This window comes from Escherichia sp. WS1152 (assembly GCF_046487665.1).
Lineage (GTDB): Bacteria > Pseudomonadota > Gammaproteobacteria > Enterobacterales > Enterobacteriaceae > Escherichia > Escherichia coli.
Genome location: NZ_JBJQJA010000015.1, coordinates 12,353 through 36,490, shown reverse-complemented (window position 1 = coordinate 36,490; position 24,138 = coordinate 12,353). Strand labels below are relative to the sequence as shown.

General features: G+C 50.2%; 25 protein-coding genes and 1 pseudogene. 18 read left to right on the top strand and 8 right to left on the bottom strand.

The window, feature by feature from the left end:
• Positions 1-49: 49 nt before the first annotated feature.
• Positions 50-814 carry a phosphodiester glycosidase family protein gene (locus ACJHW7_RS19445; protein WP_000951164.1) on the bottom strand — a complete coding sequence of 255 codons (765 nt, stop codon included), beginning with the start codon at positions 812-814 and terminating at the stop codon, positions 50-52.
• A 161-nt stretch (positions 815-975) separates the two neighbouring features.
• Here ACJHW7_RS19445 and ysgD point away from each other — a divergent pair, with 161 nt between their 5' ends.
• Both ysgD and corA read left to right on the top strand, forming a co-directional pair.
• Positions 976-1,032, top strand: coding sequence for a protein YsgD (gene ysgD, locus ACJHW7_RS19440; protein WP_211180520.1), 57 nt, complete (start codon positions 976-978; stop codon positions 1,030-1,032).
• 151 nt (positions 1,033-1,183) lie between these two features.
• On the top strand, positions 1,184-2,134 hold the full coding sequence (gene corA, locus ACJHW7_RS19435) for a magnesium/cobalt transporter CorA (RefSeq protein ID WP_000947159.1): 951 nt from the start codon (positions 1,184-1,186) through the stop codon (positions 2,132-2,134).
• A 41-nt stretch (positions 2,135-2,175) separates the two neighbouring features.
• Here the strand turns inward: corA and ACJHW7_RS19430 are convergent, their stop codons facing one another.
• On the bottom strand, positions 2,176-2,667 hold the full coding sequence (locus tag ACJHW7_RS19430) for a DUF943 family protein (protein ID WP_000837563.1): 492 nt from the start codon (positions 2,665-2,667) through the stop codon (positions 2,176-2,178).
• The gene (locus ACJHW7_RS19425; protein WP_001059703.1) at positions 2,664-3,512 is read right to left on the bottom strand and encodes a YPO3983 family protein; all 849 of its coding nucleotides are present in this window, start codon (positions 3,510-3,512) and stop codon (positions 2,664-2,666) included. The genes ACJHW7_RS19430 and ACJHW7_RS19425 overlap by 4 nt, the downstream gene beginning before the upstream one ends.
• 186 nt (positions 3,513-3,698) lie before the next feature.
• Here ACJHW7_RS19425 and ACJHW7_RS19420 point away from each other — a divergent pair.
• A pseudogene (locus tag ACJHW7_RS19420) lies at positions 3,699-3,845 on the top strand (CorA family divalent cation transporter); the annotation flags it as partial.
• Between the two features lie 623 nt (positions 3,846-4,468).
• Entirely contained in the window at positions 4,469-4,768 is a 300-nt protein-coding gene (locus ACJHW7_RS19415) for a hypothetical protein (protein WP_000526430.1), read from the top strand.
• A gap of 46 nt (positions 4,769-4,814) precedes the next feature.
• Here ACJHW7_RS19415 and rarD read toward each other — a convergent pair whose 3' ends face one another.
• Both rarD and yigI read right to left on the bottom strand, forming a co-directional pair.
• A complete protein-coding gene (gene rarD / locus ACJHW7_RS19410) occupies positions 4,815-5,702 on the bottom strand; it encodes an EamA family transporter RarD (protein ID WP_000339103.1) in 888 nt (295 codons plus the stop codon).
• 51 nt (positions 5,703-5,753) lie between these two features.
• The gene (yigI, locus tag ACJHW7_RS19405; protein WP_001277142.1) at positions 5,754-6,221 is read right to left on the bottom strand and encodes an acyl-CoA thioesterase YigI; all 468 of its coding nucleotides are present in this window, start codon (positions 6,219-6,221) and stop codon (positions 5,754-5,756) included.
• Positions 6,222-6,385: 164 nt separating this feature from the next.
• Between yigI and pldA the strand changes: the two genes are divergently transcribed.
• The 3 genes from pldA to rhtC all read left to right on the top strand — a co-directional run bounded on the left by pldA (position 6,386) and on the right by rhtC (position 9,901).
• Positions 6,386-7,255, top strand: coding sequence for a phospholipase A (gene pldA / locus ACJHW7_RS19400; RefSeq protein WP_001259700.1), 870 nt, complete (start codon positions 6,386-6,388; stop codon positions 7,253-7,255).
• A gap of 132 nt (positions 7,256-7,387) precedes the next feature.
• A complete protein-coding gene (recQ, locus tag ACJHW7_RS19395; protein WP_000035581.1) occupies positions 7,388-9,217 on the top strand; it encodes an ATP-dependent DNA helicase RecQ in 1,830 nt (609 codons plus the stop codon).
• Positions 9,218-9,280: 63 nt separating this feature from the next.
• Positions 9,281-9,901: a threonine export protein RhtC gene (gene rhtC / locus ACJHW7_RS19390; RefSeq protein ID WP_000928824.1), complete on the top strand. Its 621-nt coding sequence runs from the start codon at positions 9,281-9,283 to the stop codon at positions 9,899-9,901.
• A gap of 61 nt (positions 9,902-9,962) precedes the next feature.
• On the opposite strand, the gene rhtB is transcribed toward rhtC, so the two are convergent.
• Positions 9,963-10,583, bottom strand: coding sequence for a homoserine/homoserine lactone efflux protein (gene rhtB, locus ACJHW7_RS19385; protein ID WP_000171710.1), 621 nt, complete (start codon positions 10,581-10,583; stop codon positions 9,963-9,965).
• Between the two features lie 110 nt (positions 10,584-10,693).
• On the opposite strand from rhtB, the gene pldB reads away from it, so the two are divergent.
• From pldB to bioP, 3 genes are all read left to right on the top strand, one after another.
• On the top strand, positions 10,694-11,716 hold the full coding sequence (pldB, locus tag ACJHW7_RS19380) for a lysophospholipase L2 (protein WP_000487654.1): 1,023 nt from the start codon (positions 10,694-10,696) through the stop codon (positions 11,714-11,716).
• 7 nt (positions 11,717-11,723) lie between these two features.
• Positions 11,724-12,524: a sugar/pyridoxal phosphate phosphatase YigL gene (gene yigL, locus ACJHW7_RS19375; RefSeq protein ID WP_000285352.1), complete on the top strand. Its 801-nt coding sequence runs from the start codon at positions 11,724-11,726 to the stop codon at positions 12,522-12,524.
• Positions 12,525-12,599: 75 nt separating this feature from the next.
• A complete protein-coding gene (bioP, locus tag ACJHW7_RS19370) occupies positions 12,600-13,499 on the top strand; it encodes a biotin transporter (protein ID WP_001196238.1) in 900 nt (299 codons plus the stop codon).
• Here bioP and metR read toward each other — a convergent pair.
• Entirely contained in the window at positions 13,387-14,340 is a 954-nt protein-coding gene (gene metR, locus ACJHW7_RS19365) for an HTH-type transcriptional regulator MetR (protein WP_000573621.1), read from the bottom strand. The two genes, bioP and metR, sit on opposite strands and share 113 nt — an antisense overlap.
• Positions 14,341-14,457: 117 nt before the next feature.
• On the opposite strand from metR, the gene metE reads away from it, so the two are divergent.
• Complete coding sequence (gene metE, locus ACJHW7_RS19360; RefSeq protein WP_000153973.1) at positions 14,458-16,719, top strand: 5-methyltetrahydropteroyltriglutamate--homocysteine S-methyltransferase; 2,262 nt, start codon at positions 14,458-14,460, stop codon at positions 16,717-16,719.
• Positions 16,720-16,757: 38 nt separating this feature from the next.
• Here metE and ACJHW7_RS19355 read toward each other — a convergent pair whose 3' ends face one another.
• Positions 16,758-17,573, bottom strand: coding sequence for a dienelactone hydrolase family protein (locus ACJHW7_RS19355; RefSeq protein ID WP_001296987.1), 816 nt, complete (start codon positions 17,571-17,573; stop codon positions 16,758-16,760).
• A 261-nt stretch (positions 17,574-17,834) separates the two neighbouring features.
• On the opposite strand from ACJHW7_RS19355, the gene udp reads away from it, so the two are divergent.
• The 7 genes from udp to tatB all read left to right on the top strand — a co-directional run bounded on the left by udp (position 17,835) and on the right by tatB (position 24,137).
• Positions 17,835-18,596, top strand: coding sequence for a uridine phosphorylase (gene udp, locus ACJHW7_RS19350; protein ID WP_000045177.1), 762 nt, complete (start codon positions 17,835-17,837; stop codon positions 18,594-18,596).
• Positions 18,597-18,736: 140 nt separating this feature from the next.
• Positions 18,737-20,164, top strand: a complete 1,428-nt coding sequence (rmuC, locus tag ACJHW7_RS19345) for a DNA recombination protein RmuC (RefSeq protein ID WP_000347714.1) — start codon at positions 18,737-18,739, stop codon at positions 20,162-20,164.
• 94 nt (positions 20,165-20,258) lie between these two features.
• On the top strand, positions 20,259-21,014 hold the full coding sequence (ubiE, locus tag ACJHW7_RS19340) for a bifunctional demethylmenaquinone methyltransferase/2-methoxy-6-polyprenyl-1,4-benzoquinol methylase UbiE (RefSeq protein ID WP_000227958.1): 756 nt from the start codon (positions 20,259-20,261) through the stop codon (positions 21,012-21,014).
• 13 nt (positions 21,015-21,027) lie between these two features.
• Entirely contained in the window at positions 21,028-21,633 is a 606-nt protein-coding gene (gene ubiJ, locus ACJHW7_RS19335; RefSeq protein ID WP_021557374.1) for a ubiquinone biosynthesis protein UbiJ, read from the top strand.
• Complete coding sequence (gene ubiB / locus ACJHW7_RS19330) at positions 21,630-23,270, top strand: ubiquinone biosynthesis regulatory protein kinase UbiB (protein ID WP_000187530.1); 1,641 nt, start codon at positions 21,630-21,632, stop codon at positions 23,268-23,270. Before ubiJ ends, ubiB begins: the two co-directional genes overlap by 4 nt.
• A 78-nt stretch (positions 23,271-23,348) precedes the next feature.
• Positions 23,349-23,618 (top strand): Sec-independent protein translocase subunit TatA, encoded by a 270-nt coding sequence (gene tatA / locus ACJHW7_RS19325; RefSeq protein WP_001315927.1) that lies wholly within the window; start codon positions 23,349-23,351, stop codon positions 23,616-23,618.
• A 3-nt stretch (positions 23,619-23,621) separates the two neighbouring features.
• A complete protein-coding gene (tatB, locus tag ACJHW7_RS19320; RefSeq protein WP_000459594.1) occupies positions 23,622-24,137 on the top strand; it encodes a Sec-independent protein translocase protein TatB in 516 nt (171 codons plus the stop codon).
• The last annotated feature ends 1 nt before the right edge of the window (position 24,138 follow it).

Genomic DNA, 24,138 nt, shown 5'->3' with positions numbered 1-24,138 from the left:
AGCTGTGTAGCCAGCCCCAGTTTGTCTGGCCTCCTCGAGTGTACAATGCTTAACCTTTCCGCTCGACGGAAATCATGGTGACAAAAGGATAGCGTTGCCACGGGATTGCCCCGCCTTTCATATACATATGTGAAATCGTGCCATCAAGATAAAGCAGCTGCTCAACGTTCAGTTTCGCTTTGGCATAACAGGCAAAATCATAAAAATTTGTCGCCTGCTGGCTCAACAAAAACACGGCATTCCCATGTTTATTAATCCCAACACCGTTACGAATTTTACGTGAGGCGACGTTGGGATGAATACGCGGATTAATTACACTGTTTTCCATCAACATTGGCCCTGACTGCACCGCAAACTGAATCTCTTTACTGGTTTTGAAGGCATCCAGACGAACGATGCCGACTTTATCTCCCGCGACATAAAACACGCCGCCAGGACGGATAAAGAAATTCCCTTCACCTGAAGCGAGATTTAACGCCACCTTCTGCTGACCGTTTTCGATGTACAAACCGAGCGGCGCATAGCTTTCATCATAGATGCCGCCGTTCATCGCCATCTGCACCTGACCCTGACTATTCATATCCGCCAGCAGAGCATGTAAAGTTCCCCACGCTTCGCCATTGGCTTTTTGCCAGTACATTTTCACCCGCTCTGTTTGAGGATTAACGGTATACGCCTGTACGGTCAGCGTCGGATCTGAGAGTGCGCAATCATCAGCGGCAACAGCAAACAAGGGAAGTAAGGTGAGGGCGAGAAAAATCCGTTTGAGATTCAAGGTGATCATTCCTTTACCAATGAGTAGCCGATGCGCCATTATAGGTCCTGGATGTTGGATTTTTTTATCCTGTTAGCGACCTTGACGAGTACCAAAAAGCGCGAAGTTCAACTATTGTTCTGTGGTGTTCTGTTGCGTGTTGACGGCAAAATTTTGCTGGCGTAACATGCGCGCACGATCACTCTAAGAGGACATTCGCCTTGGACACACCCAGTAGATACTGGCTCACTATCCTGTCATCCAGGATCAACTCCTAAGGCTATCCCTTTTTGCTGATAGCCTTAGCGGTTGTCAGCGACCTCAATTTTTCCCGTCGCGCTGAGTCAGGCTGTTTAATGGTCTGAAACCCAATTTGTTTCTGTGTGCCCACCGAACTGTCCGATATTTTAAGCATTGGGAGTCCCGGTCATGCTGAGCGCATTTCAACTGGAAAATAACCGACTGACCCGGCTGGAAGTCGAAGAGTCACAACCCCTTGTAAATGCAGTATGGATTGATCTTGTCGAACCGGACGACGACGAGCGACTGCGCGTACAATCTGAACTTGGCCAGAGCCTGGCAACCCGCCCGGAACTGGAAGACATCGAAGCATCGGCACGTTTCTTTGAAGACGATGACGGCCTGCATATTCACTCCTTCTTCTTCTTTGAAGATGCGGAAGATCACGCCGGTAACTCCACTGTGGCATTTACCATCCGTGATGGTCGTCTGTTTACTCTGCGTGAGCGTGAACTGCCTGCATTCCGTCTGTATCGTATGCGCGCCCGTAGCCAGTCAATGGTGGACGGTAACGCCTACGAGCTGCTGTTGGATCTGTTCGAAACCAAAATCGAACAGCTGGCAGATGAAATTGAAAATATCTACAGCGATCTGGAGCAGTTGAGCCGGGTAATTATGGAAGGGCATCAGGGCGATGAGTACGATGAGGCGCTCTCCACGCTGGCGGAACTGGAAGATATCGGCTGGAAAGTTCGCCTGTGTCTGATGGATACCCAGCGTGCGCTCAACTTCCTGGTACGCAAGGCGCGTTTACCGGGTGGGCAACTGGAGCAGGCGCGTGAAATCCTGCGAGATATCGAATCCCTGCTGCCGCATAACGAATCCCTGTTCCAGAAGGTGAACTTCCTGATGCAGGCGGCGATGGGCTTTATCAACATCGAGCAGAACCGCATCATCAAAATCTTCTCGGTGGTATCCGTGGTATTCCTGCCGCCGACGCTCGTTGCTTCCAGCTATGGGATGAACTTTGAGTTTATGCCAGAACTGAAGTGGAGTTTCGGCTACCCAGGCGCGATTATCTTTATGATCCTCGCGGGCCTGGCACCGTATCTGTACTTTAAGCGCAAGAACTGGCTGTAATATGAGTGCCGGATAAAGCTATTTTTTTATCCGGCTTATTTCTAAAAATTGTCGTATTTAAAGTCATGCGGATTGAAAACTCGCTCTATTTTATTTTCTTGTGTTAATTGATACTCAGTAAAATCGTTAATACCAATATGAGTGTTACGATAAGGGTATTCATTAATAACCATTAAGTAATTTTTCACGATGCAATTATCATTGCTCTTAATTGTCGGGAAACAGTAGAGATCTTCATACGGCCCTTCGATATATTTTTTATAGTCAGTGAAGCCATTACCGATATCAATGACATACCAGGTATGCCAACTACCTTCTGGTAGGGGATGTTGATTTTTAATTTCATTCTGATGCTTCAGATACCAATTTATTTTATCGCTGTCAGTCCATGGCAGATGATCAACGACCAGAAAGACTGAATTGCCAGCATCAGAGTATGTATACAAAATCTGTACAGGACGCAATGTCCATAAATTATAGATGCAGCATAGAAGAAATAAACATAATATAATTTTCTGGAGTTTGCTTTTCATAGATAATTTTCGATTCTTTCGATAGTGTTAAAATTGGTGAAAAAAGGTTTGAAAGCAAAGTCTTTATGCCGTTGTAAAAAGAACCATATGCGAAAAAATCTATATTTGCTGTAAGTCTTGTTTTTGATATCAGTTACATCAAGACCGAAGTGGTCCTGTGCTACAAAATGAATTGTTGCACTCCATCCTATAGCGTATTTTTGAAAACTTAAAAGAGATATTTTTTGAGCTGAAATATCATGAACACTGATTCCTAAGCCATTAAAACTGTCCTCGAAGTCATTAAATTTATTTAGTCTTGATGAAAGTAATTTGGTTTTAATGCTTTGCAGGATAAGAGGTTGGTATCCTGTCGAGGGAGTTGAATTAATGCCATTTTCGATACATTCTTTGATTATTCGTATTGGACTATTATAACCATATTTATTTATTTTTTCATGAAAAGATAAATTTAATTGTTGGCTATGAAAATTGCTGCCATTTCCATATCTAAAATGTTCAATCAGATCTTCGATAAGTGTTTTATATTGTCCAAAAAAGGAAAGCATTTTTGCTAGTTCTTTCATTTCTGCAAATAAAATATCAGTGCATTCACGTTGTGATATTTTTGTTCCGGAACTTGAGGCACTAAAAGCAACATTAATAGAACCTGGGCCAGGGAAATGGTATTTAATAAGTCTGTAAGGATCAACTTTTGCTGAGATATCGCTTAGGCCGAGTGAGAGAAAGTCTTGTTCTACCATATCACCATATTGCATATCATCAGCAGAAAAATCATCGAATAAACTAATAGTTTCGAAAAGTGTACAGGGAATATTAATTGGCGGAAGTAATATGTTATTCATTTGCATTTGCCTTGGTTATATTTAAGCTCAATATCAATTCGAGAACAAATGCTAGGGTAAAAAAATATTTAAAAAAGAAGTAAACTTCACATTTTTTCATTACATCTCTGAAGAGAACCTCGTTAATGATTGGTCTTGCTCATTGTTAATAACAAAATGTTGAATTTACCGATTAGGAAACTTTTTCCTACGCGGATTGCCTCCAGCTATGGCATGAACTTTGAGTTTATGCCAGAACTGAAGTGGGGCTTCGGCTACCCTGGCGCGATTATCTTTATGATCCTCGCGGGCCTGACACCGTATCTGTACTTTAAGCGTAAGAACTGGCTGTAACTATACGATGTCGCTGTGAGTAAGTTAGTGTGCTGACAGCGACATTTTAGCCGAGGGAATCGCAGATAACATAATTGTTGTGAATAATATCCATGCCACGTTGAGTTGGACGCTTAATGACTCACATCTCATCCCTTCAATTGCTGCAGAGATAATAGAAAAAAGTGTCAAGCCCAATGAAATCAATACAAAGTAGATTGCCTTACATCCAGTATCTCTTATTCTTTTTGCTCCAATATTGATATTTACATAGGTATTATTAATAACCAGAATAAAACTCAAAGCCAGGTTGATATCATTCAAAGTTATTAATATTGACCATGATGTTAATGTATAGATTATGAACTGAAAGCGTGATAAACGCTCAAGCCTGGATGGGTAGAATATATTTCTGATGGATAATTTGAACATTTTTACACTGTTTTATATATAATTGTTTTGAATATATATTACCTGAATTATGTGGTTTGCATATATATATGCAATATAGCAGTCTTTGCATTGATAACTATACAGTAGTAATTTAGAGTGTGTAAGTTTTTATTGATGGGGTATATTTTAATTAAATATAATTGAAATGTATTTTTATTCTATAAACAATATCTTGGGTGAATGGATTCTATATGGGAAATGGTAACTTTTGGCAGTTGTTCTTGGGTAAAGAACCTTACAGCAAAAAATCTGATTTTGTTAAGGCATGGTTATTGTGGTGGGCTATTACCATCCTTGTTCTATTTATTTTAAGCCTGACTACGACATTAAATTTAAGAAGTATAGGTATAGGGTTAAGTTTTGGGTTTTGTCAAATCCTTGGTAGATATACGATGTCTCTAGGATGGAGTAAGTACTGGGGAGTTTTGGGGGTATTTCCTGTAACAAATATTGTTCTTTTTCTTATCTTAATTTTTTTCAAAAAAAGATAAATAAGTCAGTGGGTAGGCTCTTTAAACGGCCTACCCATGTTAATTCTTAACTTTTTCTACGCTGCGTATAAATCGCATCCATCACAAAAATTGCCAGCGCCACCCAAATAAAGGCGAAAGTCACCATCTTATCGGCACCCGGTTTTTCACCATAAAACGTCACAGCCAGCAGGAACATCAGCGTCGGGCCAATGTACTGGAAAAAGCCTAACGTTGAGAGACGCAAGCGCGTGGCAGCGGCGGTAAAACACAACAGCGGTACGGTAGTGACAATACCGGCGGCGATCAGCAGTAAATTCAGCGACATCGGGTTTTGCCCCATATGGCTGGTTGAGCTGTCGGCAATAGCAAACAGGTAAATTGCCGCCACGGGCAGCAGCCACATGGTTTCGATTAACATGCCGGTTTGCGCTTCAACGGCAATCTTCTTGCGTACCAGACCGTAGAAGGCAAAACTAAATGCCAGTCCCAGCGCGATAATAGGTAGCGAACCAAAAGTCCACAGCTGGACTAACACGCCACATATCGCCAGAATCACCGCCAGCCATTGCATCCGGCGGAATCGCTCGCCGAGGAAAATCATCCCCAGCACAATGTTCACCAGCGGGTTAATAAAGTAACCAAGGCTCGCTTCCAGCATATGGTGATTGTTCACCGCCCAGATAAACAGTAGCCAGTTGCCACCAATCAGCACGGCAGAGACTGCCAGCATAAAAATTTTCTGTGGCGTCTGAATCAGCGTTTTTAAATAGGACCACTGGCGGCAAATGCTCATCAGCACCACCATAAAGAAAAACGACCAGATCACGCGATGCGTCAGGATTTCATCGGCAGGCACGTAGTAAATCAACTTGAAGTACGCTGGCGCTATACCCCAAATAAAATAAGCGGCAAGAGCGAGTAATACGCCCTGCCGCGTTTGTTTTGCATCCATCGGGAATACTCATTTTTAATTGGTAACAGCAGTTTACCTGCTTTTATGTCTTCAACCTACCATATAGGTGGCGGTGGCACTGGCAATATAAAGCTGTTCTTCATTGTGTAATTCAACGCGGGCGACGGCGACTTTATTGCCTGCACGCAACAGGCTACTGGTAGCAGTAAAACGCTCGCCCCTGCCTGGGCGCAGATAATCAACGCGAAGATCAATGGTCCCCATCCGCGATAGCCGCTGGCGTAGTTCATCTTCACTGATGGTTTCGTGGCGGGTTAAGGTACTTCCCACGCACACCAGACCGGCGGCGACATCCAGCGCCGACGCAATGACCCCGCCGTGCAAAATGCTTTGCGCCCAGTTGCCCACCATCATTGGCTGATTTTTAAAGGCCAGCTGTGCGAACTCTTTTTCGTAACGCTCCAGTTCCATCCCCAATGCGCGGTTAAATGGCATGTGATAAACAAACATCTCACCCACTAATTTCAGGGCTTGTTCAGCAGTCAGTACGGCAGACATATCATCCTTACACTTCATTGGTTAATGAAATGTTGATTTTATGCTTCTTTGTTGTTGGTTTCTACTTTAGGAAGGGATAACTAACGGCAATGGAGTTAAGTATGTAAAATACCCCGCAGAAAAACATTCACCTTATCAATAATTCGTTACGGAGAACACGACCGATGCGGACTCTGCAGGGCTGGTTGTTGCCGGTGTTTATGTTGCCTATGGCAGTATATGCACAAGAGGCAACGGTGAAAGAGGTGCATGACGCGCCAGCGGTGCGTGGCAGTATTATCGCCAATATGCTGCAGGAGCATGACAATCCGTTCACGCTCTATCCTTATGATACCAACTACCTCATCTACACCCAAACCAGCGATCTGAACAAAGAAGCGATTGCCAGTTACGACTGGGCGGAAAATGCGCGTAAGGATGAAGTAAAGTTTCAGTTGAGCCTGGCATTTCCGCTGTGGCGTGGGATTTTAGGCCCGAACTCGGTGTTGGGTGCGTCTTATACGCAAAAATCCTGGTGGCAACTGTCCAATAGCGAAGAGTCTTCACCGTTTCGTGAAACCAACTACGAACCGCAATTGTTCCTCGGTTTTGCCACCGATTACCGTTTTGCAGGTTGGACGCTGCGCGATGTGGAGATGGGGTATAACCACGACTCTAACGGGCGTTCAGACCCGACCTCCCGCAGCTGGAACCGCCTTTATACTCGCCTGATGGCAGAAAACGGTAACTGGCTGGTAGAAGTGAAGCCGTGGTATGTGGTGGGTAATACTGACGATAACCCGGATATCACCAAATATATGGGTTACTACCAGCTTAAAATCGGCTATCACCTCGGTGATGCGGTGCTCAGTGCGAAAGGACAGTACAACTGGAACACCGGCTACGGCGGCGCGGAGTTAGGCTTAAGTTACCCGATCACCAAACATGTGCGCCTTTATACTCAGGTTTACAGCGGCTATGGCGAATCGCTCATCGACTATAACTTCAACCAGACCCGTGTCGGTGTGGGGGTTATGCTAAACGATTTGTTTTGATGAACGGTTGAGTGGTTGGCAAATCTGGAATCCAGCATCCAGGATTACCCTCTCAGAGACTAAAAGCATTGCAGTTTCTCGCGCAGGCGCTGAAAATAGCGCCTGTTTTTATTTCAGGCAATCGGGGTGAATGTGGCGCAGGCGGAAGTGTTGAATCTGGAGTCCGGAGCTAAACAGGTTTTACAAGAAACCTTTGGCTACCAACAGTTTCGCCCGGGCCAGGAAGAAATTATCGACACTGTGCTTTCCGGTCGCGATTGCCTGGTCGTCATGCCCACCGGTGGCGGAAAATCCCTTTGCTATCAAATTCCTGCCTTATTGCTAAACGGCCTTACCGTGGTTGTTTCACCGCTGATTTCGTTGATGAAAGATCAGGTGGATCAACTGCAAGCCAACGGCGTGGCGGCGGCGTGCCTTAACTCGACGCAAACCCGCGAACAGCAACTTGAAGTGATGACAGGCTGCCGCACCGGGCAAATTCGTCTGCTTTATATCGCCCCGGAACGCCTGATGCTGGATAACTTTCTTGAGCATCTGGCGCACTGGAATCCGGTGTTATTAGCCGTTGATGAAGCGCACTGTATCTCCCAATGGGGCCACGATTTCCGCCCGGAATATGCCGCGCTCGGTCAGTTGCGCCAGCGGTTCCCGACGCTGCCGTTTATGGCGCTGACCGCCACAGCCGACGACACCACGCGCCAGGATATCGTGCGCCTGCTGGGGCTGAACGATCCGCTGATTCAAATCAGCAGTTTTGACCGTCCGAATATTCGCTACATGCTGATGGAGAAATTCAAACCGCTCGATCAGTTGATGCGCTACGTGCAGGAACAGCGCGGTAAGTCCGGCATTATCTACTGCAACAGCCGGGCGAAAGTAGAAGACACCGCTGCGCGCCTGCAAAGCAAGGGTATTAGCGCGGCGGCCTATCATGCCGGGCTGGAAAATAATGTCCGCGCCGACGTGCAGGAGAAATTCCAGCGCGATGACCTGCAAATTGTGGTGGCGACGGTGGCGTTCGGCATGGGCATCAATAAACCAAACGTTCGCTTCGTGGTCCACTTTGATATTCCGCGCAATATCGAATCCTATTATCAGGAAACCGGTCGCGCCGGGCGTGATGGCCTGCCTGCGGAAGCGATGCTGTTTTACGATCCGGCTGATATGGCGTGGCTGCGCCGTTGTCTGGAAGAGAAGCCGCAGGGGCAGTTGCAGGATATCGAGCGCCACAAACTCAATGCGATGGGCGCGTTTGCCGAAGCGCAAACTTGCCGTCGTCTGGTATTGCTGAACTATTTTGGCGAAGGGCGTCAGGAGCCGTGCGGGAACTGCGATATCTGCCTCGATCCGCCGAAACAGTACGACGGTTCAACCGATGCTCAGATTGCCCTTTCCACCATTGGTCGTGTGAATCAGCGGTTTGGGATGGGTTATGTGGTGGAAGTGATTCGTGGTGCTAATAACCAGCGTATCCGCGACTATGGTCATGACAAACTGAAAGTCTATGGCATGGGCCGTGATAAAAGCCATGAACATTGGGTGAGCGTGATCCGCCAGCTGATTCACCTCGGCCTGGTGACGCAAAATATTGCCCAGCATTCTGCCCTACAACTGACAGAGGCCGCGCGCCCGGTGCTGCGCGGCGAATCCTCTTTGCAACTTGCCGTGCCGCGTATCGTGGCGCTCAAACCGAAAGCGATGCAGAAATCGTTCGGCGGCAACTATGATCGCAAACTGTTCGCCAAATTACGCAAACTGCGTAAATCGATTGCCGATGAAAGTAATGTCCCGCCGTACGTGGTGTTTAACGACGCAACCTTGATTGAGATGGCTGAACAGATGCCGATCACCGCCAGCGAAATGCTCAGCGTTAACGGCGTTGGGATGCGCAAGCTGGAACGCTTTGGTAAACCGTTTATGGCGCTGATTCGTGCGCATGTCGATGGCGACGACGAAGAGTAGTCAGCAGCATAAAAAAGTGCCAGGATGAAGACTCCGTAAACGTTTCCCCCGCGAGTCAAATGTATGTTGATGTTATTTCTCACCGTCGCCATGGTGCACATTGTGGCGCTTATGAGTCCCGGTCCCGATTTCTTTTTTGTCTCTCAGACCGCTGTCAGTCGTTCCCGTAAAGAAGCGATGATGGGCGTGCTGGGTATTACCTGCGGCGTTATGGTTTGGGCAGGGATTGCGTTGCTTGGCCTGCATTTGATTATCGAAAAAATGGCCTGGCTGCATACGCTGATTATGGTTGGCGGTGGCCTGTATCTCTGCTGGATGGGTTACCAGATGCTGCGCGGCGCGCTGAAAAAAGAGGCGGTTTCTGCACCTGCGCCACAGGTTGAGCTGGCGAAAAGTGGGCGCAGTTTCCTGAAAGGTTTACTGACCAATCTCGCTAATCCGAAAGCGATTATCTACTTTGGCTCGGTGTTCTCATTGTTTGTCGGTGATAACGTTGGCACTACCGCGCGCTGGGGCATTTTTGCGCTGATCATTGTCGAAACACTGGCGTGGTTTACCGTCGTTGCCAGCCTGTTTGCCCTGCCGCAAATGCGCCGTGGTTATCAACGTCTGGCGAAGTGGATTGATGGTTTTGCCGGGGCGTTATTTGCCGGATTTGGCATTCATTTGATTATTTCGCGGTGATGCCAGACGCGTCTTCAGAGTAAGTCGGATAAGGCGTTTACGCCGCATCCGACATTATTTTTCACGCATGCCTCGCCGATGCTAACAGTGCTCCCACCAGCATAAACAACGAGCCGAAAATCTTATTCAGCGCCTTCATCTGCTTTGGTCCTTTAATCCATAGAGCAATCCGTTGAGCAAGGGTGGCGTAACCGATCATCACAATAATATCGACCACAATAGTGGTGACGCCGAGCACGATATACTGCATCAGTTGCGGCTGTTGCGGCATGATGAATTGCGGAAATAGCGCCGCCAGAAACACAATACTTTTGGGATTGGTGAGATTCACAAAAACTGCGCGCTGGAACAAATGTCGACGCGATTGAGTAGAGGCCAGCGATTTAAGATCAATTGCGCCAGCGGCGCGCCATTGCTGTATTCCCAGCCAAATCAAGTAAGCCGCGCCTGCCCACTTCAACACTTCAAACGCAATCACTGAGCGGGAAAATAGCGTCCCCAACCCCACGCCAACCAGCACAATATGAATCGCCAGTCCGGTCTGAAGCCCGGCAATAGACGCCACCGCGCCGCGATAACCGTGGTTGAGCGAGGTGGTCATAGTGTTGATTGCACCAGAGCCTGGCGACAGGCTTAAAATGATTGATGTCAGTAGGTAGGCAAACCACCATTCTAAGGTCATGATGAACTCCCGGTGTGTCTATTTTTGTGCCACAATACGCTACTGTCGCAGCGTTGTGTCAGGCACGCTAAAAAAAACGATTTTACGTGGTTTAAGAGGCAGATTACCCGATGTTTCAGCAGCAAAAAGACTGGGAAACAAGAGAAAACGCGTTTGCTGCTTTTACCATGGGACCGCTGACTGATTTCTGGCGTCAGCGTGATGAAGCAGAGTTTACTGGTGTGGATGACATTCCGGTGCGCTTTGTCCGTTTTCGCGCACAGCACCATGACCGGGTGGTAGTCATCTGCCCGGGGCGTATTGAGAGCTACGTAAAATATGCGGAACTGGCCTATGACCTGTTCCATTTGGGGTTTGATGTCTTAATCATCGACCATCGCGGGCAGGGACGTTCCGGTCGCCTGTTAGCCGATCCGCATCTCGGGCATGTTAATCGCTTTAATGATTATGTTGATGATCTGGCGGCATTCTGGCAGCAGGAGGTTCAGCCCGGTCCGTGGCGTAAACGCTATATACTGGCACATTCGATGGGCGGTGCGATCTCCACATTATTTCTGCAACGCCATCCAGGTGTATGTGACGCCATTGCGCTAACTGCGCCAATGTTTGGGATCGTGATTCGTATGCCGTCATTTATGGCACGGCAGATCCTCAACTGGGCCGAAGCGCATCCACGTTTCCGTGATGGCTATGCAATAGGCACCGGGCGCTGGCGCGCGTTGCCGTTTGCTATCAACGTACTGACCCACAGCAGACAGCGATATCGACGTAACTTACGCTTCTATGCTGATGACCCAACGATTCGCGTCGGTGGGCCGACCTACCATTGGGTACGCGAAAGTATTCTGGCTGGCGAACAGGTGTTAGCCGGTGCGGGTGATGACGCCACGCCAACGCTTCTCTTGCAGGCTGAAGAGGAACGCGTGGTGGATAACCGCATGCATGACCGTTTTTGTGAACTCCGCACCGCCGCGGGCCATCCTGTCGAAGGAGGACGGCCGTTGGTAATTAAAGGTGCTTACCATGAGATCCTTTTTGAAAAGGACGCAATGCGCTCAGTCGCGCTCCACGCCATCGTTGATTTTTTCAACAGGCATAACTCACCCAGCGGAAACCGCTCTACAGAGGTTTAAATTTCTTATGTACCAGGTTGTTGCGTCTGATTTAGATGGCACGTTACTTTCTCCCGACCATACGTTATCCCCTTACGCCAAAGAAACTCTGAAGCTGCTCACCGCGCGCGGCATCAACTTTGTGTTTGCGACCGGTCGTCACCACGTTGATGTGGGGCAAATTCGCGATAATCTGGAGATTAAGTCTTACATGATTACCTCCAATGGTGCGCGCGTTCACGATCTGGATGGTAATCTGATTTTTGCTCATAACCTGGATCGCGACATTGCCAGCGATCTGTTTGGCGTAGTCAACGACAATCCGGACATCATTACTAACGTTTATCGCGACGACGAATGGTTTATGAATCGCCATCGCCCGGAAGAGATGCGCTTTTTTAAAGAAGCGGTGTTCAAATATGCGCTGTATGAGCCTGGATTACTGGAGCCGGAAGGCGTCAGCAAAGTGTTCTTCACCTGCGATTCCCATGAACAACTGCTGCCGCTGGAGCAGGCGATTAACGCTCGTTGGGGAGATCGCGTCAACGTCAGTTTCTCTACCTTAACCTGTCTGGAAGTGATGGCGGGCGGCGTTTCAAAAGGCCATGCGCTGGAAGCGGTGGCGAAGAAACTGGGCTACAGCCTGAAGGATTGTATTGCGTTTGGTGACGGGATGAACGACGCCGAAATGCTGTCGATGGCGGGGAAAGGCTGCATTATGGGCAGTGCGCACCAGCGTCTGAAAGACCTTCATCCCGAGCTGGAAGTGATTGGTACTAATGCCGACGACGCGGTGCCGCATTATTTGCGTAAACTCTATTTATCGTAATCGTTCTTTATTTGGTCAGTTGTCAACCTGATACTTCGCTACAATGGATACTCGTTAATCAAAGAGTTTTCCATTGTGGCGCTACTTATCATCACCACGATTCTGTGGGCCTTCTCCTTTAGCTTTTATGGCGAGTACCTTGCGGGGCACGTCGATAGCTATTTTGCGGTGCTGGTGCGCGTTGGCCTGGCGGCACTCGTTTTTCTGCCGTTTCTGCGTACCCGTGGCAATAGCCTGAAAACAGTCGGCCTGTATATGCTGGTGGGCGCGATGCAGCTTGGCGTGATGTATATGCTGAGTTTCCGCGCTTATCTCTATCTGACGGTTTCCGAACTGCTGCTGTTCACCGTACTGACGCCGCTCTACATCACGCTGATTTATGACATCATGAGTAAGCGCCGTCTGCGCTGGGGATATGCTTTTAGTGCCTTGTTGGCGGTGATTGGTGCCGGGATTATTCGCTATGATCAGGTCACCGACCATTTCTGGACTGGCTTGTTGCTGGTGCAACTCTCCAATATCACTTTTGCCATCGGCATGGTGGGTTACAAACGCCTGATGGAAACTCGCCCGATGCCGCAGCATAACGCCTTTGCGTGGTTCTATCTTGGCGCGTTCCTGGTGGCGGTAATTGCATGGTTCTTGCTGGGAAATGCGCAGAAAATGCCGCAAACCACGTTGCAATGGGGCATTCTGGTGTTTCTTGGCGTGGTGGCTTCCGGGATTGGCTACTTTATGTGGAACTACGGCGCGACGCAGGTGGACGCCGGAACGCTGGGAATTATGAATAATATGCACGTTCCGGCAGGGCTGCTGGTAAACCTGGCTATCTGGCACCAACAGCCGCACTGGCCAACGTTTATTACAGGCGCGCTGGTGATCCTGGCCTCACTGTGGGTGCATCGTAAGTGGGTCGCTCCGCGCTCTTCACAAACGGCAGATGATCGCAGGCGTGATTGCGCGCTGAGCGAATAAACGCTTCCGTAACTGGCTGACGCTGCTCGCCATCGCGCACGGCGGCGTACAGTCGGCTCCACAAGCCTTCGCCCAGGGTTTTGGTCACCACCAGACCCTGGCGCTCAAAACTCTCTACTACCCAATGCGGTAGCGCGGCAATACCCATCCGCGCGGCAACCATCTGAATCAACAATAAGGTGTTATCGACGCTTTTTAGTGACGGACTGACGCCTGCCGGCTGAAGAAAATGCCGCCAGACATCCAGTCGACTACGCTGCACCGGATAAATTAATAGCGTCTCGCTGGCGAGATCTTCCGGTGTAATACGCGTTTTTGCCGCCAGTGGATGGTCAGGTGCTAACACCAGACGCACTTCATAGTCGAACATCGGCGAATAATGCAGACCACTGCGCGGCAGAATATCGGACGTCATTACCAGATCCAGCTCGCCCTGTTGCAACGCGGGCTGCGGGTCAAACGTCACGCCCGATTTAAAATCCATCTCTACCTGCGGCCAGTTCTTATGGAAATTTTCTAACGCGGGCGTCAGCCACTGAATACAGCTATGGCACTCAATGGCAATGCGCAGACGCGTCTGCTGCGGTTCATTGCAGGCTTGCAGTGCCTGGCTAATTTGCGGCAGCACCTGGTTTGCCAGTTGCAACAGGATTTCTCCCTGCGGTGTAAAGCGTAGCGGCTGGCTCTTACGCACAAATAGCCGGAAGCCAAGGCGTTGTTCCAGATCGCTAAACTGGTGAGACAGGGCGGATTGCGTCTGATGCAACGTCGCCGCAGCGGCTGCGAGAGAGCCGCAGTTCCGCAACGCTTGTAGCGTTTTCAGGTGTTTTACTTCGATCATGAAAGTCCTTCACTTCGGCATGAATAATTTGCGCTTGAGGAATATACAGTAACCGCCAATTATGGATGTGTAAACATCTGGACGGCTAAATACTAAAAATTCCATAAGGGGCATATAATGACAATTCTTAATCACACCCTCGGTTTCCCTCGCGTTGGCCTGCGTCGCGAGCTGAAAAAAGCGCAAGAAAGTTATTGGGCGGGGAACTCCACGCGTGAAGAACTGCTGACAGTAGGGCGTGAACTGCGTGCTCGTCACTGGGATCAACAAAAGCAAGCGGGTATCGACCTGCTGCCGGTGGGCGATTTTGCCTGGTACGATCATGTTCTGACCACCAGTCTGCTGCTGGGTAATGTTCCGCCACGTCATCAGAACAAAGACGGTTCGGTAGATATCGACACCCTGTTCCGTATTGGTCGTGGACGTGCGCCGACTGGCGAACCTGCGGCGGCAGCGGAAATGACCAAATGGTTTAACACCAACTATCACTACATGGTGCCGGAATTCGTTAAAGGCCAACAGTTCAAACTGACCTGGACGCAGCTGCTGGAGGAAGTGGACGAGGCGCTGGCGCTGGGCCACAACGTTAAGCCTGTGCTGCTGGGGCCGGTTACTTACCTGTGGCTGGGGAAAGTGAAAGGTGAACAGTTTGACCGCCTTAGCCTGCTGAACGACATTCTGCCGGTTTATCAGCAAGTGCTGGCAGAACTGGCGAAACGCGGCATCGAGTGGGTACAGATTGATGAACCCGCGCTGGTACTGGAACTACCACAGGCGTGGCTGGACGCATACAAACCCGCTTACGACGCGCTCCAGGGACAGGTGAAACTGCTGCTGACCACCTATTTTGAAGGCGTAACGCCAAATCTCGACACGATTACTGCGCTGCCTGTTCAGGGTCTGCATGTTGACCTCGTACATGGTAAAGATGACGTTGCTGAACTGCACAAGCGCCTGCCTTCTGACTGGTTGCTGTCTGCGGGTCTGATCAATGGTCGTAACGTCTGGCGCGCCGATCTTACCGAGAAATATGCGCAAATTAAGGACATTGTCGGCAAACGTGATTTGTGGGTGGCATCTTCCTGCTCGTTGCTGCACAGCCCCATCGACCTGAGCGTGGAAACGCGTCTTGATGCAGAAGTGAAAAGCTGGTTTGCCTTCGCCCTACAAAAATGCCATGAACTGGCACTGCTGCGCGATGCGCTGAACAGTGGTGACACGGCAGCTCTGGCAGAGTGGAGCGCCCCGATTCAGGCACGTCGTCACTCTACCCGCGTACATAATCCGGCGGTAGAAAAGCGTCTGGCGGCGATCACCGCCCAGGACAGCCAGCGTGCGAATGTCTATGAAGTGCGTGCCGAAGCCCAGCGTGCGCGTTTTAAACTGCCAGCGTGGCCGACCACCACGATTGGTTCTTTCCCGCAAACCACGGAAATTCGTACCCTGCGTCTGGATTTCAAAAAGGGCAATCTCGACGCCAATAACTACCGCACGGGCATTGCGGAACATATCAGGCAGGCCATTGTTGAACAGGAACGTTTGGGACTAGATGTGCTGGTACATGGCGAGGCCGAGCGTAATGACATGGTGGAATACTTTGGCGAGCACCTCGACGGGTTTGTCTTTACGCAAAACGGTTGGGTACAGAGCTACGGTTCCCGCTGCGTGAAGCCACCGATTGTTATTGGTGACGTTAGTCGCCCGGCACCGATTACCGTGGAGTGGGCGAAGTATGCGCAATCGCTGACCGACAAACCGGTGAAAGGGATGCTGACGGGGCCGGTGACCATACTCTGCTGGTCGTTCCCGCGTGAAGATGTCAGCCGTGAAACCATCGCCAAACAGATTGCGCTGGCGCTGCGTGATGAGGTGGCCGATCTGGAAGCGGCAGGGATTGGTATCATCCAGATTGACGAACCGGCGCTGCGCGAAGGTTTACCACTGCGTCGTAGCGACTGGGACGCCTATCTCCAGTGGGGCGTAGAGGCCTTCCGTATCAACGCCGCCGTGGCGAAAGATGACACACAAATCCACACTCACATGTGTTATTGCGAGTTCAACGACATCATGGATTCCATTGCGGCGCTGGATGCAGACGTCATCACCATCGAAACCTCGCGTTCCGACATGGAGTTGCTGGAGTCGTTTGAAGAGTTTGATTATCCGAATGAAATCGGTCCAGGCGTCTATGACATTCACTCGCCAAACGTACCGAGCGTGGAATGGATTGAAGCCCTGCTGAAGAAAGCGGCAAAACGCATTCCGGCAGAGCGCCTGTGGGTCAACCCAGACTGTGGCCTGAAAACGCGCGGCTGGCCAGAAACCCGCGCGGCACTGGCGAACATGGTGCAGGCGGCGCAGAATTTGCGTCTGGGGTAAATCCAAACCGGGTGGTAATACCACCCGGTCTTTTCTCATTACAGCGACTTCTTCCCACCATACTGCTTAAACCATTCCAGCATACGCTGCCAGCCATCTTTCGCAGATTCGGCATGATAGCTCGGGCGATAATCAGCGTTGAATGCATGCCCGGCATCCGGGTAGACGATAATCTCTGCTTTCGCATTAGCAGCCCGCAGCGCCTGGCGCATCGTTTCAACGCTCTCCTGCGGAATGCTGTTATCCTGACCGCCATATAAGCCGAGAACCGGCGCGTTAAGATCGGTTGCGATATCAACAGGTTGTTTCGGTGAATTCAGCGACTTATCGCCCGTCAGTTTGCCGTACCACGCCACTGCGGCTTTTAGCTGTGGATTATGCGCGGCATACAGCCAGGTGATACGTCCACCCCAGCAGAATCCGGTGATCATTAAACGATGAACATCGCCGCCGTTGCGGGAAGCCCAACTGGCGACATGATCGAGATCGGCCAGCACCTGCGAGTCAGGCACTTTTGCTACCAGACCGCTAAGCAACGTGGGGATATCGGCAAAATCATTCGGATCGCCTTCGCGGAAGTAAAGTTCAGGTGCGATAGCCAGATACCCCTCCAGCGCCAGACGGCGACAAATGTCGCGGATATGTTCATGCACGCCAAAAATTTCCTGCACTACAATGACCACTGGCAGTGGGCCATCGCTTTGCTTTGGTCTGGCATGGTAAGCAGGCATGTTATCCCCTTGTGAAGGGATAGAGGTGAAGCCCGCCACAATCGCGTCGTCCGGGGTCTGAACGATGGTCGAAGCGAGAGGCGATGCAGCAGGTGCAAATCCAGATTGTTGTGTTGTTGCCATGGTATTCTCCGTACCCTTATAAAAATGTTGCGCAATGTTAACTATAGTCAGCATGCAACAAATCACATTGCCTGAATCGGCTCATCTTTTATGCAGTCCTGCAGAATGAAGAGTGATTTATGTGATTTGCATCACTTTTGGTGGGTAAATTTATGCAACGCATTTGCGTCATGGTGATGAGTATCACGAAAAAATGTTAAACCCTTCGGTAAAGTGTCTTTTTGCTTCTTCTGACTAAACCGATTCACAGAGGAGTTGTATATGTCCAAGTCTGATGTTTTTCATCTCGGCCTCACTAAAAACGATTTACAAGGGGCTACGCTTGCCATCGTCCCTGGCGACCCGGATCGTGTGGAAAAGATCGCCGCGCTGATGGATAAGCCGGTTAAGCTGGCATCTCACCGCGAATTCACTACCTGGCGTGCAGAGCTGGATGGTAAACCTGTTATCGTCTGCTCTACCGGTATCGGCGGCCCGTCTACCTCTATTGCTGTTGAAGAGCTGGCACAGCTGGGCATTCGCACCTTCCTGCGTATCGGTACAACGGGCGCTATTCAGCCGCATATTAATGTGGGTGATGTCCTGGTTACCACGGCGTCTGTCCGTCTGGATGGCGCGAGCCTGCACTTCGCACCGCTGGAATTCCCGGCTGTCGCTGATTTCGAATGTACGACTGCGCTGGTTGAAGCTGCGAAATCCATTGGCGCGACAACTCACGTTGGCGTGACAGCTTCTTCTGATACCTTCTACCCAGGTCAGGAACGTTACGATACTTACTCTGGTCGCGTAGTTCGTCACTTTAAAGGTTCTATGGAAGAGTGGCAGGCGATGGGCGTAATGAACTATGAAATGGAATCTGCAACCCTGCTGACCATGTGTGCAAGTCAGGGCCTGCGTGCCGGTATGGTAGCGGGTGTTATCGTTAACCGCACCCAGCAAGAGATCCCGAATGCTGAGACGATGAAACAAACCGAAAGCCATGCGGTGAAAATCGTGGTGGAAGCGGCGCGTCGTCTGCTGTAATTCTCTTCTCCTGTCTGAAGGCCGACGCGTTCGGCCTTTTGTATTTTTGCGTAGCGCCTCGCAGGAAATGCCTTTCCAACTGGACGTTTGTACAGCACAATTCTATTTTGTGCGGGTAAGTTGTTGCGTCAGGAGGCGTTGTGGATTTCTCAATCATGGTTTACGCAGTTATTGCGTTGGTGGGTGTGGCAATTGGCTGGCTGTTTGCCAGTTATCAACATGCGCAGCAAAAAGCCGAGCAATTAGCTGAACGTGAAGAGATGGTCGCGGAGTTAAGCGCGGCAAAACAACAAATTACCCAAAGCGAGCACTGGCGTGCAGAGTGCGAGTTACTCAATAACGAAGTGCGCAGCCTGCAAAGTATTAACACCTCTCTGGAGGCCGATCTGCGTGAAGTAACCACGCGGATGGAAGCCGCACAGCAACATGCTGACGATAAAATTCGCCAGATGATTAACAGCGAGCAGCGCCTCAGTGAGCAGTTTGAAAACCTCGCCAACCGTATTTTTGAGCACAGCAATCGCCGGGTTGATGAGCAAAACCGTCAGAGTCTGAACAGCCTGTTGTCGCCGCTACGTGAACAACTGGACGGTTTCCGCCGTCAGGTTCAGGACAGCTTCGGTAAAGAAGCACAAGAACGCCATACCCTGACCCACGAAATTCGCAATCTCCAGCAACTCAACGCGCAAATGGCCCAGGAAGCGATCAACCTGACGCGCGCGCTGAAAGGCGACAATAAAACCCAGGGCAACTGGGGCGAGGTAGTATTGACGCGGGTGCTGGAGGCTTCCGGTCTGCGTGAAGGGTATGAATATGAAACCCAGGTCAGCATCGAAAATGACGCCCGCTCGCGGATGCAGCCGGATGTCATCGTGCGGCTGCCGCAGGGAAAAGATGTGGTGATCGACGCCAAAATGACGCTGGTCGCCTATGAACGCTATTTTAACGCCGAAGACGACTACACCCGCGAAAGCGCGCTACAGGAACATATCGCGTCGGTGCGTAACCATATCCGTTTGCTGGGACGCAAAGATTATCAACAGCTGCCGGGGCTGCGAACTCTGGATTACGTGCTGATGTTTATTCCCGTTGAACCCGCTTTTTTACTGGCGCTTGACCGCCAGCCGGAGCTGATCACCGAAGCGTTGAAAAACAATATCATGCTGGTTAGCCCGACTACGCTGCTGGTGGCGTTGCGTACTATTGCCAACCTGTGGCGTTATGAGCATCAAAGCCGCAACGCCCAGCAAATCGCCGATCGTGCCAGCAAGCTGTACGACAAGATGCGTTTGTTCATCGATGACATGTCCGCGATTGGTCAAAGTCTCGACAAAGCGCAGGATAACTACCGCCAGGCAATGAAAAAACTCTCTTCAGGTCGCGGAAATGTGCTGGCGCAGGCAGAAGCGTTTCGCGGTTTAGGAGTAGAAATTAAACGCGAGATTAATCCGGATTTGGCTGAACAGGCGGTGAGCCAGGATGAAGAGTATCGACTTCGGTCGGTTCCGGAGCAGCCGAATGATGAAGCTTATCAACGCGATGATGAATATAATCAGCAGTCGCGCTAGCCCATTAGGGGTAGTTAAGCCGGGTAGAAATCTAGGGCATCGACGCCCAATCTGTTACACTTCTGGAACAATTTTTTGATGAGCAGGCATTGAGATGGTGGATAAGTCACAAGAAACGACGCACTTTGGTTTTCAGACCGTCGCGAAGGAACAAAAAGCGGATATGGTCGCCCACGTTTTCCATTCCGTGGCATCAAAATACGATGTCATGAATGATTTGATGTCATTTGGTATTCATCGTTTGTGGAAGCGATTCACGATTGATTGCAGCGGCGTACGCCGTGGGCAGACCGTGCTGGATCTGGCTGGTGGCACCGGCGACCTGACAGCGAAATTCTCCCGCCTGGTCGGAGAAACTGGCAAAGTGGTCCTTGCTGATATCAATGAATCCATGCTCAAAATGGGACGCGAGAAGCTGCGTAATATCGGTGTGATTGGCAACGTTGAGTATGTTCAGGCGAACGCTGAGGCGCTGCCGTTCCCGGATAACACCTTTGATTGCATCACCATTTCGTTTGGTCTGCGTAACGTCACCGACAAAGATAAAGCACTGCGTTCAATGTATCGCGTGCTGAAACCCGGCGGCCGCCTGCTGGTGCTTGAGTTCTCGAAGCCAATTATCGAGCCGCTGAGCAAAGCCTATGATGCATACTCCTTCCATGTGCTGCCGCGTATTGGCTCACTGGTCGCGAACGACGCCGACAGCTACCGTTATCTGGCAGAATCCATCCGTATGCATCCCGATCAGGATACCCTGAAAGCCATGATGCAGGATGCCGGATTCGAAAGTGTCGACTACTACAATCTGACGGCAGGGGTTGTGGCGCTGCATCGTGGTTATAAGTTCTGACAGGAGACCGGAAATGCCTTTTAAACCTTTAGTGACGGCAGGAATTGAAAGTCTGCTCAACACCTTCCTGTATCGCTCAACCGCGCTGAAAACAGCCCGCTCGCGTCTGCTGGGTAAAGTATTGCGCGTGGAGGTAAAAGGCTTTTCGACGTCATTGATTCTGGTGTTCAGCGAACGCCAGGTTGATGTACTGGGCGAATGGGCAGGCGATGCTGACTGCACCGTTATCGCCTACGCCAGTGTGTTGCCGAAACTTCGCGATCGCCAGCAGCTTACCGCACTGATTCGCAGTGGTGAGCTGGAAGTGCAGGGCGATATTCAGGTGGTGCAAAACTTCGTTGCGCTGGCAGATCTGGCAGAGTTCGACCCTGCGGAACTGCTGGCCCCTTATACCGGTGATATCGCCGCTGAAGGAATCAGCAAAGCCATGCGCGGAGGCGCAAAGTTCCTGCATCACGGCATTAAGCGCCAGCAACGTTATGTGGCGGAAGCCATTACTGAAGAGTGGCGTATGGCACCCGGTCCGCTTGAAGTGGCCTGGTTTGCGGAAGAGACGGCTGCCGTCGAGCGTGCTGTTGATGCCCTGACCAAACGGCTGGAAAAACTGGAGGCTAAATGACGCCAGGTGAAGTACGGCGCCTATATTTCATCATTCGCACTTTTTTAAGCTACGGACTTGATGAACTGATCCCCAAAATGCGTATCACCCTGCCGCTACGGCTATGGCGATACTCATTATTCTGGATGCCAAATCGGCATAAAGACAAACTTTTAGGTGAGCGACTACGACTGGCCCTGCAAGAACTGGGGCCGGTTTGGATCAAGTTCGGGCAAATGTTATCAACCCGCCGCGATCTTTTTCCACCGCATATTGCCGATCAGCTGGCGTTATTGCAGGACAAAGTTGCTCCGTTTGATGGCAAGCTGGCGAAGCAGCAGATTGAAGCTGCAATGGGCGGCTTGCCGGTAGAAGCGTGGTTTGACGATTTTGAAATCAAGCCGCTGGCTTCTGCTTCTATCGCCCAGGTTCATACCGCGCGATTGAAATCGAATGGTAAAGAGGTGGTGATTAAAGTCATCCGCCCGGATATTTTGCCGGTCATTAAAGCGGATCTGAAACTTATCTACCGTCTGGCTCGCTGGGTGCCGCGTTTGCTGCCGGATGGTCGCCGTCTGCGCCCAACCGAAGTGGTGCGCGAGTACGAAAAGACCTTGATTGATGAACTGAATTTGCTGCGGGAATCTGCCAACGCCATTCAGCTTCGGCGCAATTTTGAAGACAGCCCGATGCTCTACATCCCGGAAGTTTACCCTGACTATTGTAGTGAAGGGATGATGGTGATGGAGCGCATTTACGGCATTCCGGTGTCTGATGTTGCGGCGCTGGAGAAAAACGGCACCAACATGAAATTGCTGGCGGAACGCGGCGTGCAGGTGTTCTTCACTCAGGTCTTTCGCGACAGCTTTTTCCATGCCGATATGCACCCTGGCAACATCTTCGTAAGCTATGAACACCCGGAAAACCCGAAATATATCGGCATTGATTGCGGGATTGTTGGCTCGCTAAACAAAGAAGATAAACGCTATCTGGCAGAAAACTTTATCGCCTTCTTTAATCGCGACTATCGCAAAGTGGCAGAGCTACACGTCGATTCTGGCTGGGTGCCACCAGATACCAACGTTGAAGAGTTCGAATTTGCCATTCGTACGGTCTGTGAACCTATCTTTGAGAAACCGCTGGCCGAAATTTCGTTTGGACATGTACTGTTAAATCTGTTTAATACGGCGCGTCGCTTCAATATGGAAGTGCAGCCGCAACTGGTGTTACTCCAGAAAACCCTGCTCTACGTCGAAGGGGTAGGACGCCAGCTTTATCCGCAACTCGATTTATGGAAAACGGCGAAGCCTTTCCTGGAGTCGTGGATTAAAGATCAGGTCGGTATTCCTGCGCTGGTGAGAGCATTTAAAGAAAAAGCGCCGTTCTGGGTCGAAAAAATGCCAGAACTGCCTGAACTGGTTTACGACAGTTTGCGCCAGGGCAAGTATTTACAGCACAGTGTTGATAAGATTGCCCGCGAGCTTCAGTCAAATCATGTACGTCAGGGACAATCGCGTTATTTTCTCGGAATTGGCGCTACGTTAGTATTAAGTGGCACATTCTTGTTGGTCAGCCGACCTGAATGGGGGCTGATGCCCGGCTGGTTAATGGCAGGTGGTCTGATCGCCTGGTTTGTCGGTTGGCGCAAAACACGCTGATTTTTTCATCGCTCAAGGCGGGCCGTGTAACGTATAATGCGGCCTTGTTTAATCATCATCTACCACAGAGGAACATGTATGGGTGGTATCAGTATTTGGCAGTTATTGATTATTGCCGTCATCGTTGTACTGCTTTTTGGCACCAAAAAGCTCGGCTCCATCGGTTCCGATCTTGGTGCGTCGATCAAAGGCTTTAAAAAAGCAATGAGCGATGATGAACCAAAGCAGGATAAAACCAGTCAGGATGCTGATTTTACTGCGAAAACTATCGCCGATAAGCAGGCGAATACGAATCAGGAACAGGCTAAAACAGAAGACGCGAAGCGCCACGATAAAGAGCAGGTGTAATCCGTGTTTGATATCGGTTTTAGCGAACTGCTATTGGTGTTCATCATCGGCCTCGTCGTTCTGGGGCCGCAACGACTGCCTGTGGCGGTAAAAACGGTAGCGGGCTGGATTCGCGCGTTGCGTTCACTGGCGACAACGGTGCAGAACGAACTGACCCAGGAGTTAAAACTCCAGGAGTTTCAGGACAGTCTGAAAAAGGTTGAAAAGGCGAGCCTCACTAACCTGACGCCCGAACTGAAAGCGTCGATGGATGAACTACGCCAGGCCGCGGAGTCGATGAAGCGTTCCTACGTTGCAAACGATCCTGAAAAGGCGAGCGATGAAGCGCACACCATCCATAACCCGGTGGTGAAAGATAATGAAGCTGCGCATGAGGGCGTAACGCCTGCCGCTGCACAAACGCAGGCCAGTTCGCCGGAACAGAAGCCAGAAACCACGCCAGAGCCGGTGGTAAAACCTGCTGCGGACGCTGAACCGAAAACCGCTGCACCTTCCCCTTCGTCGAGTGATAAACCGTAAA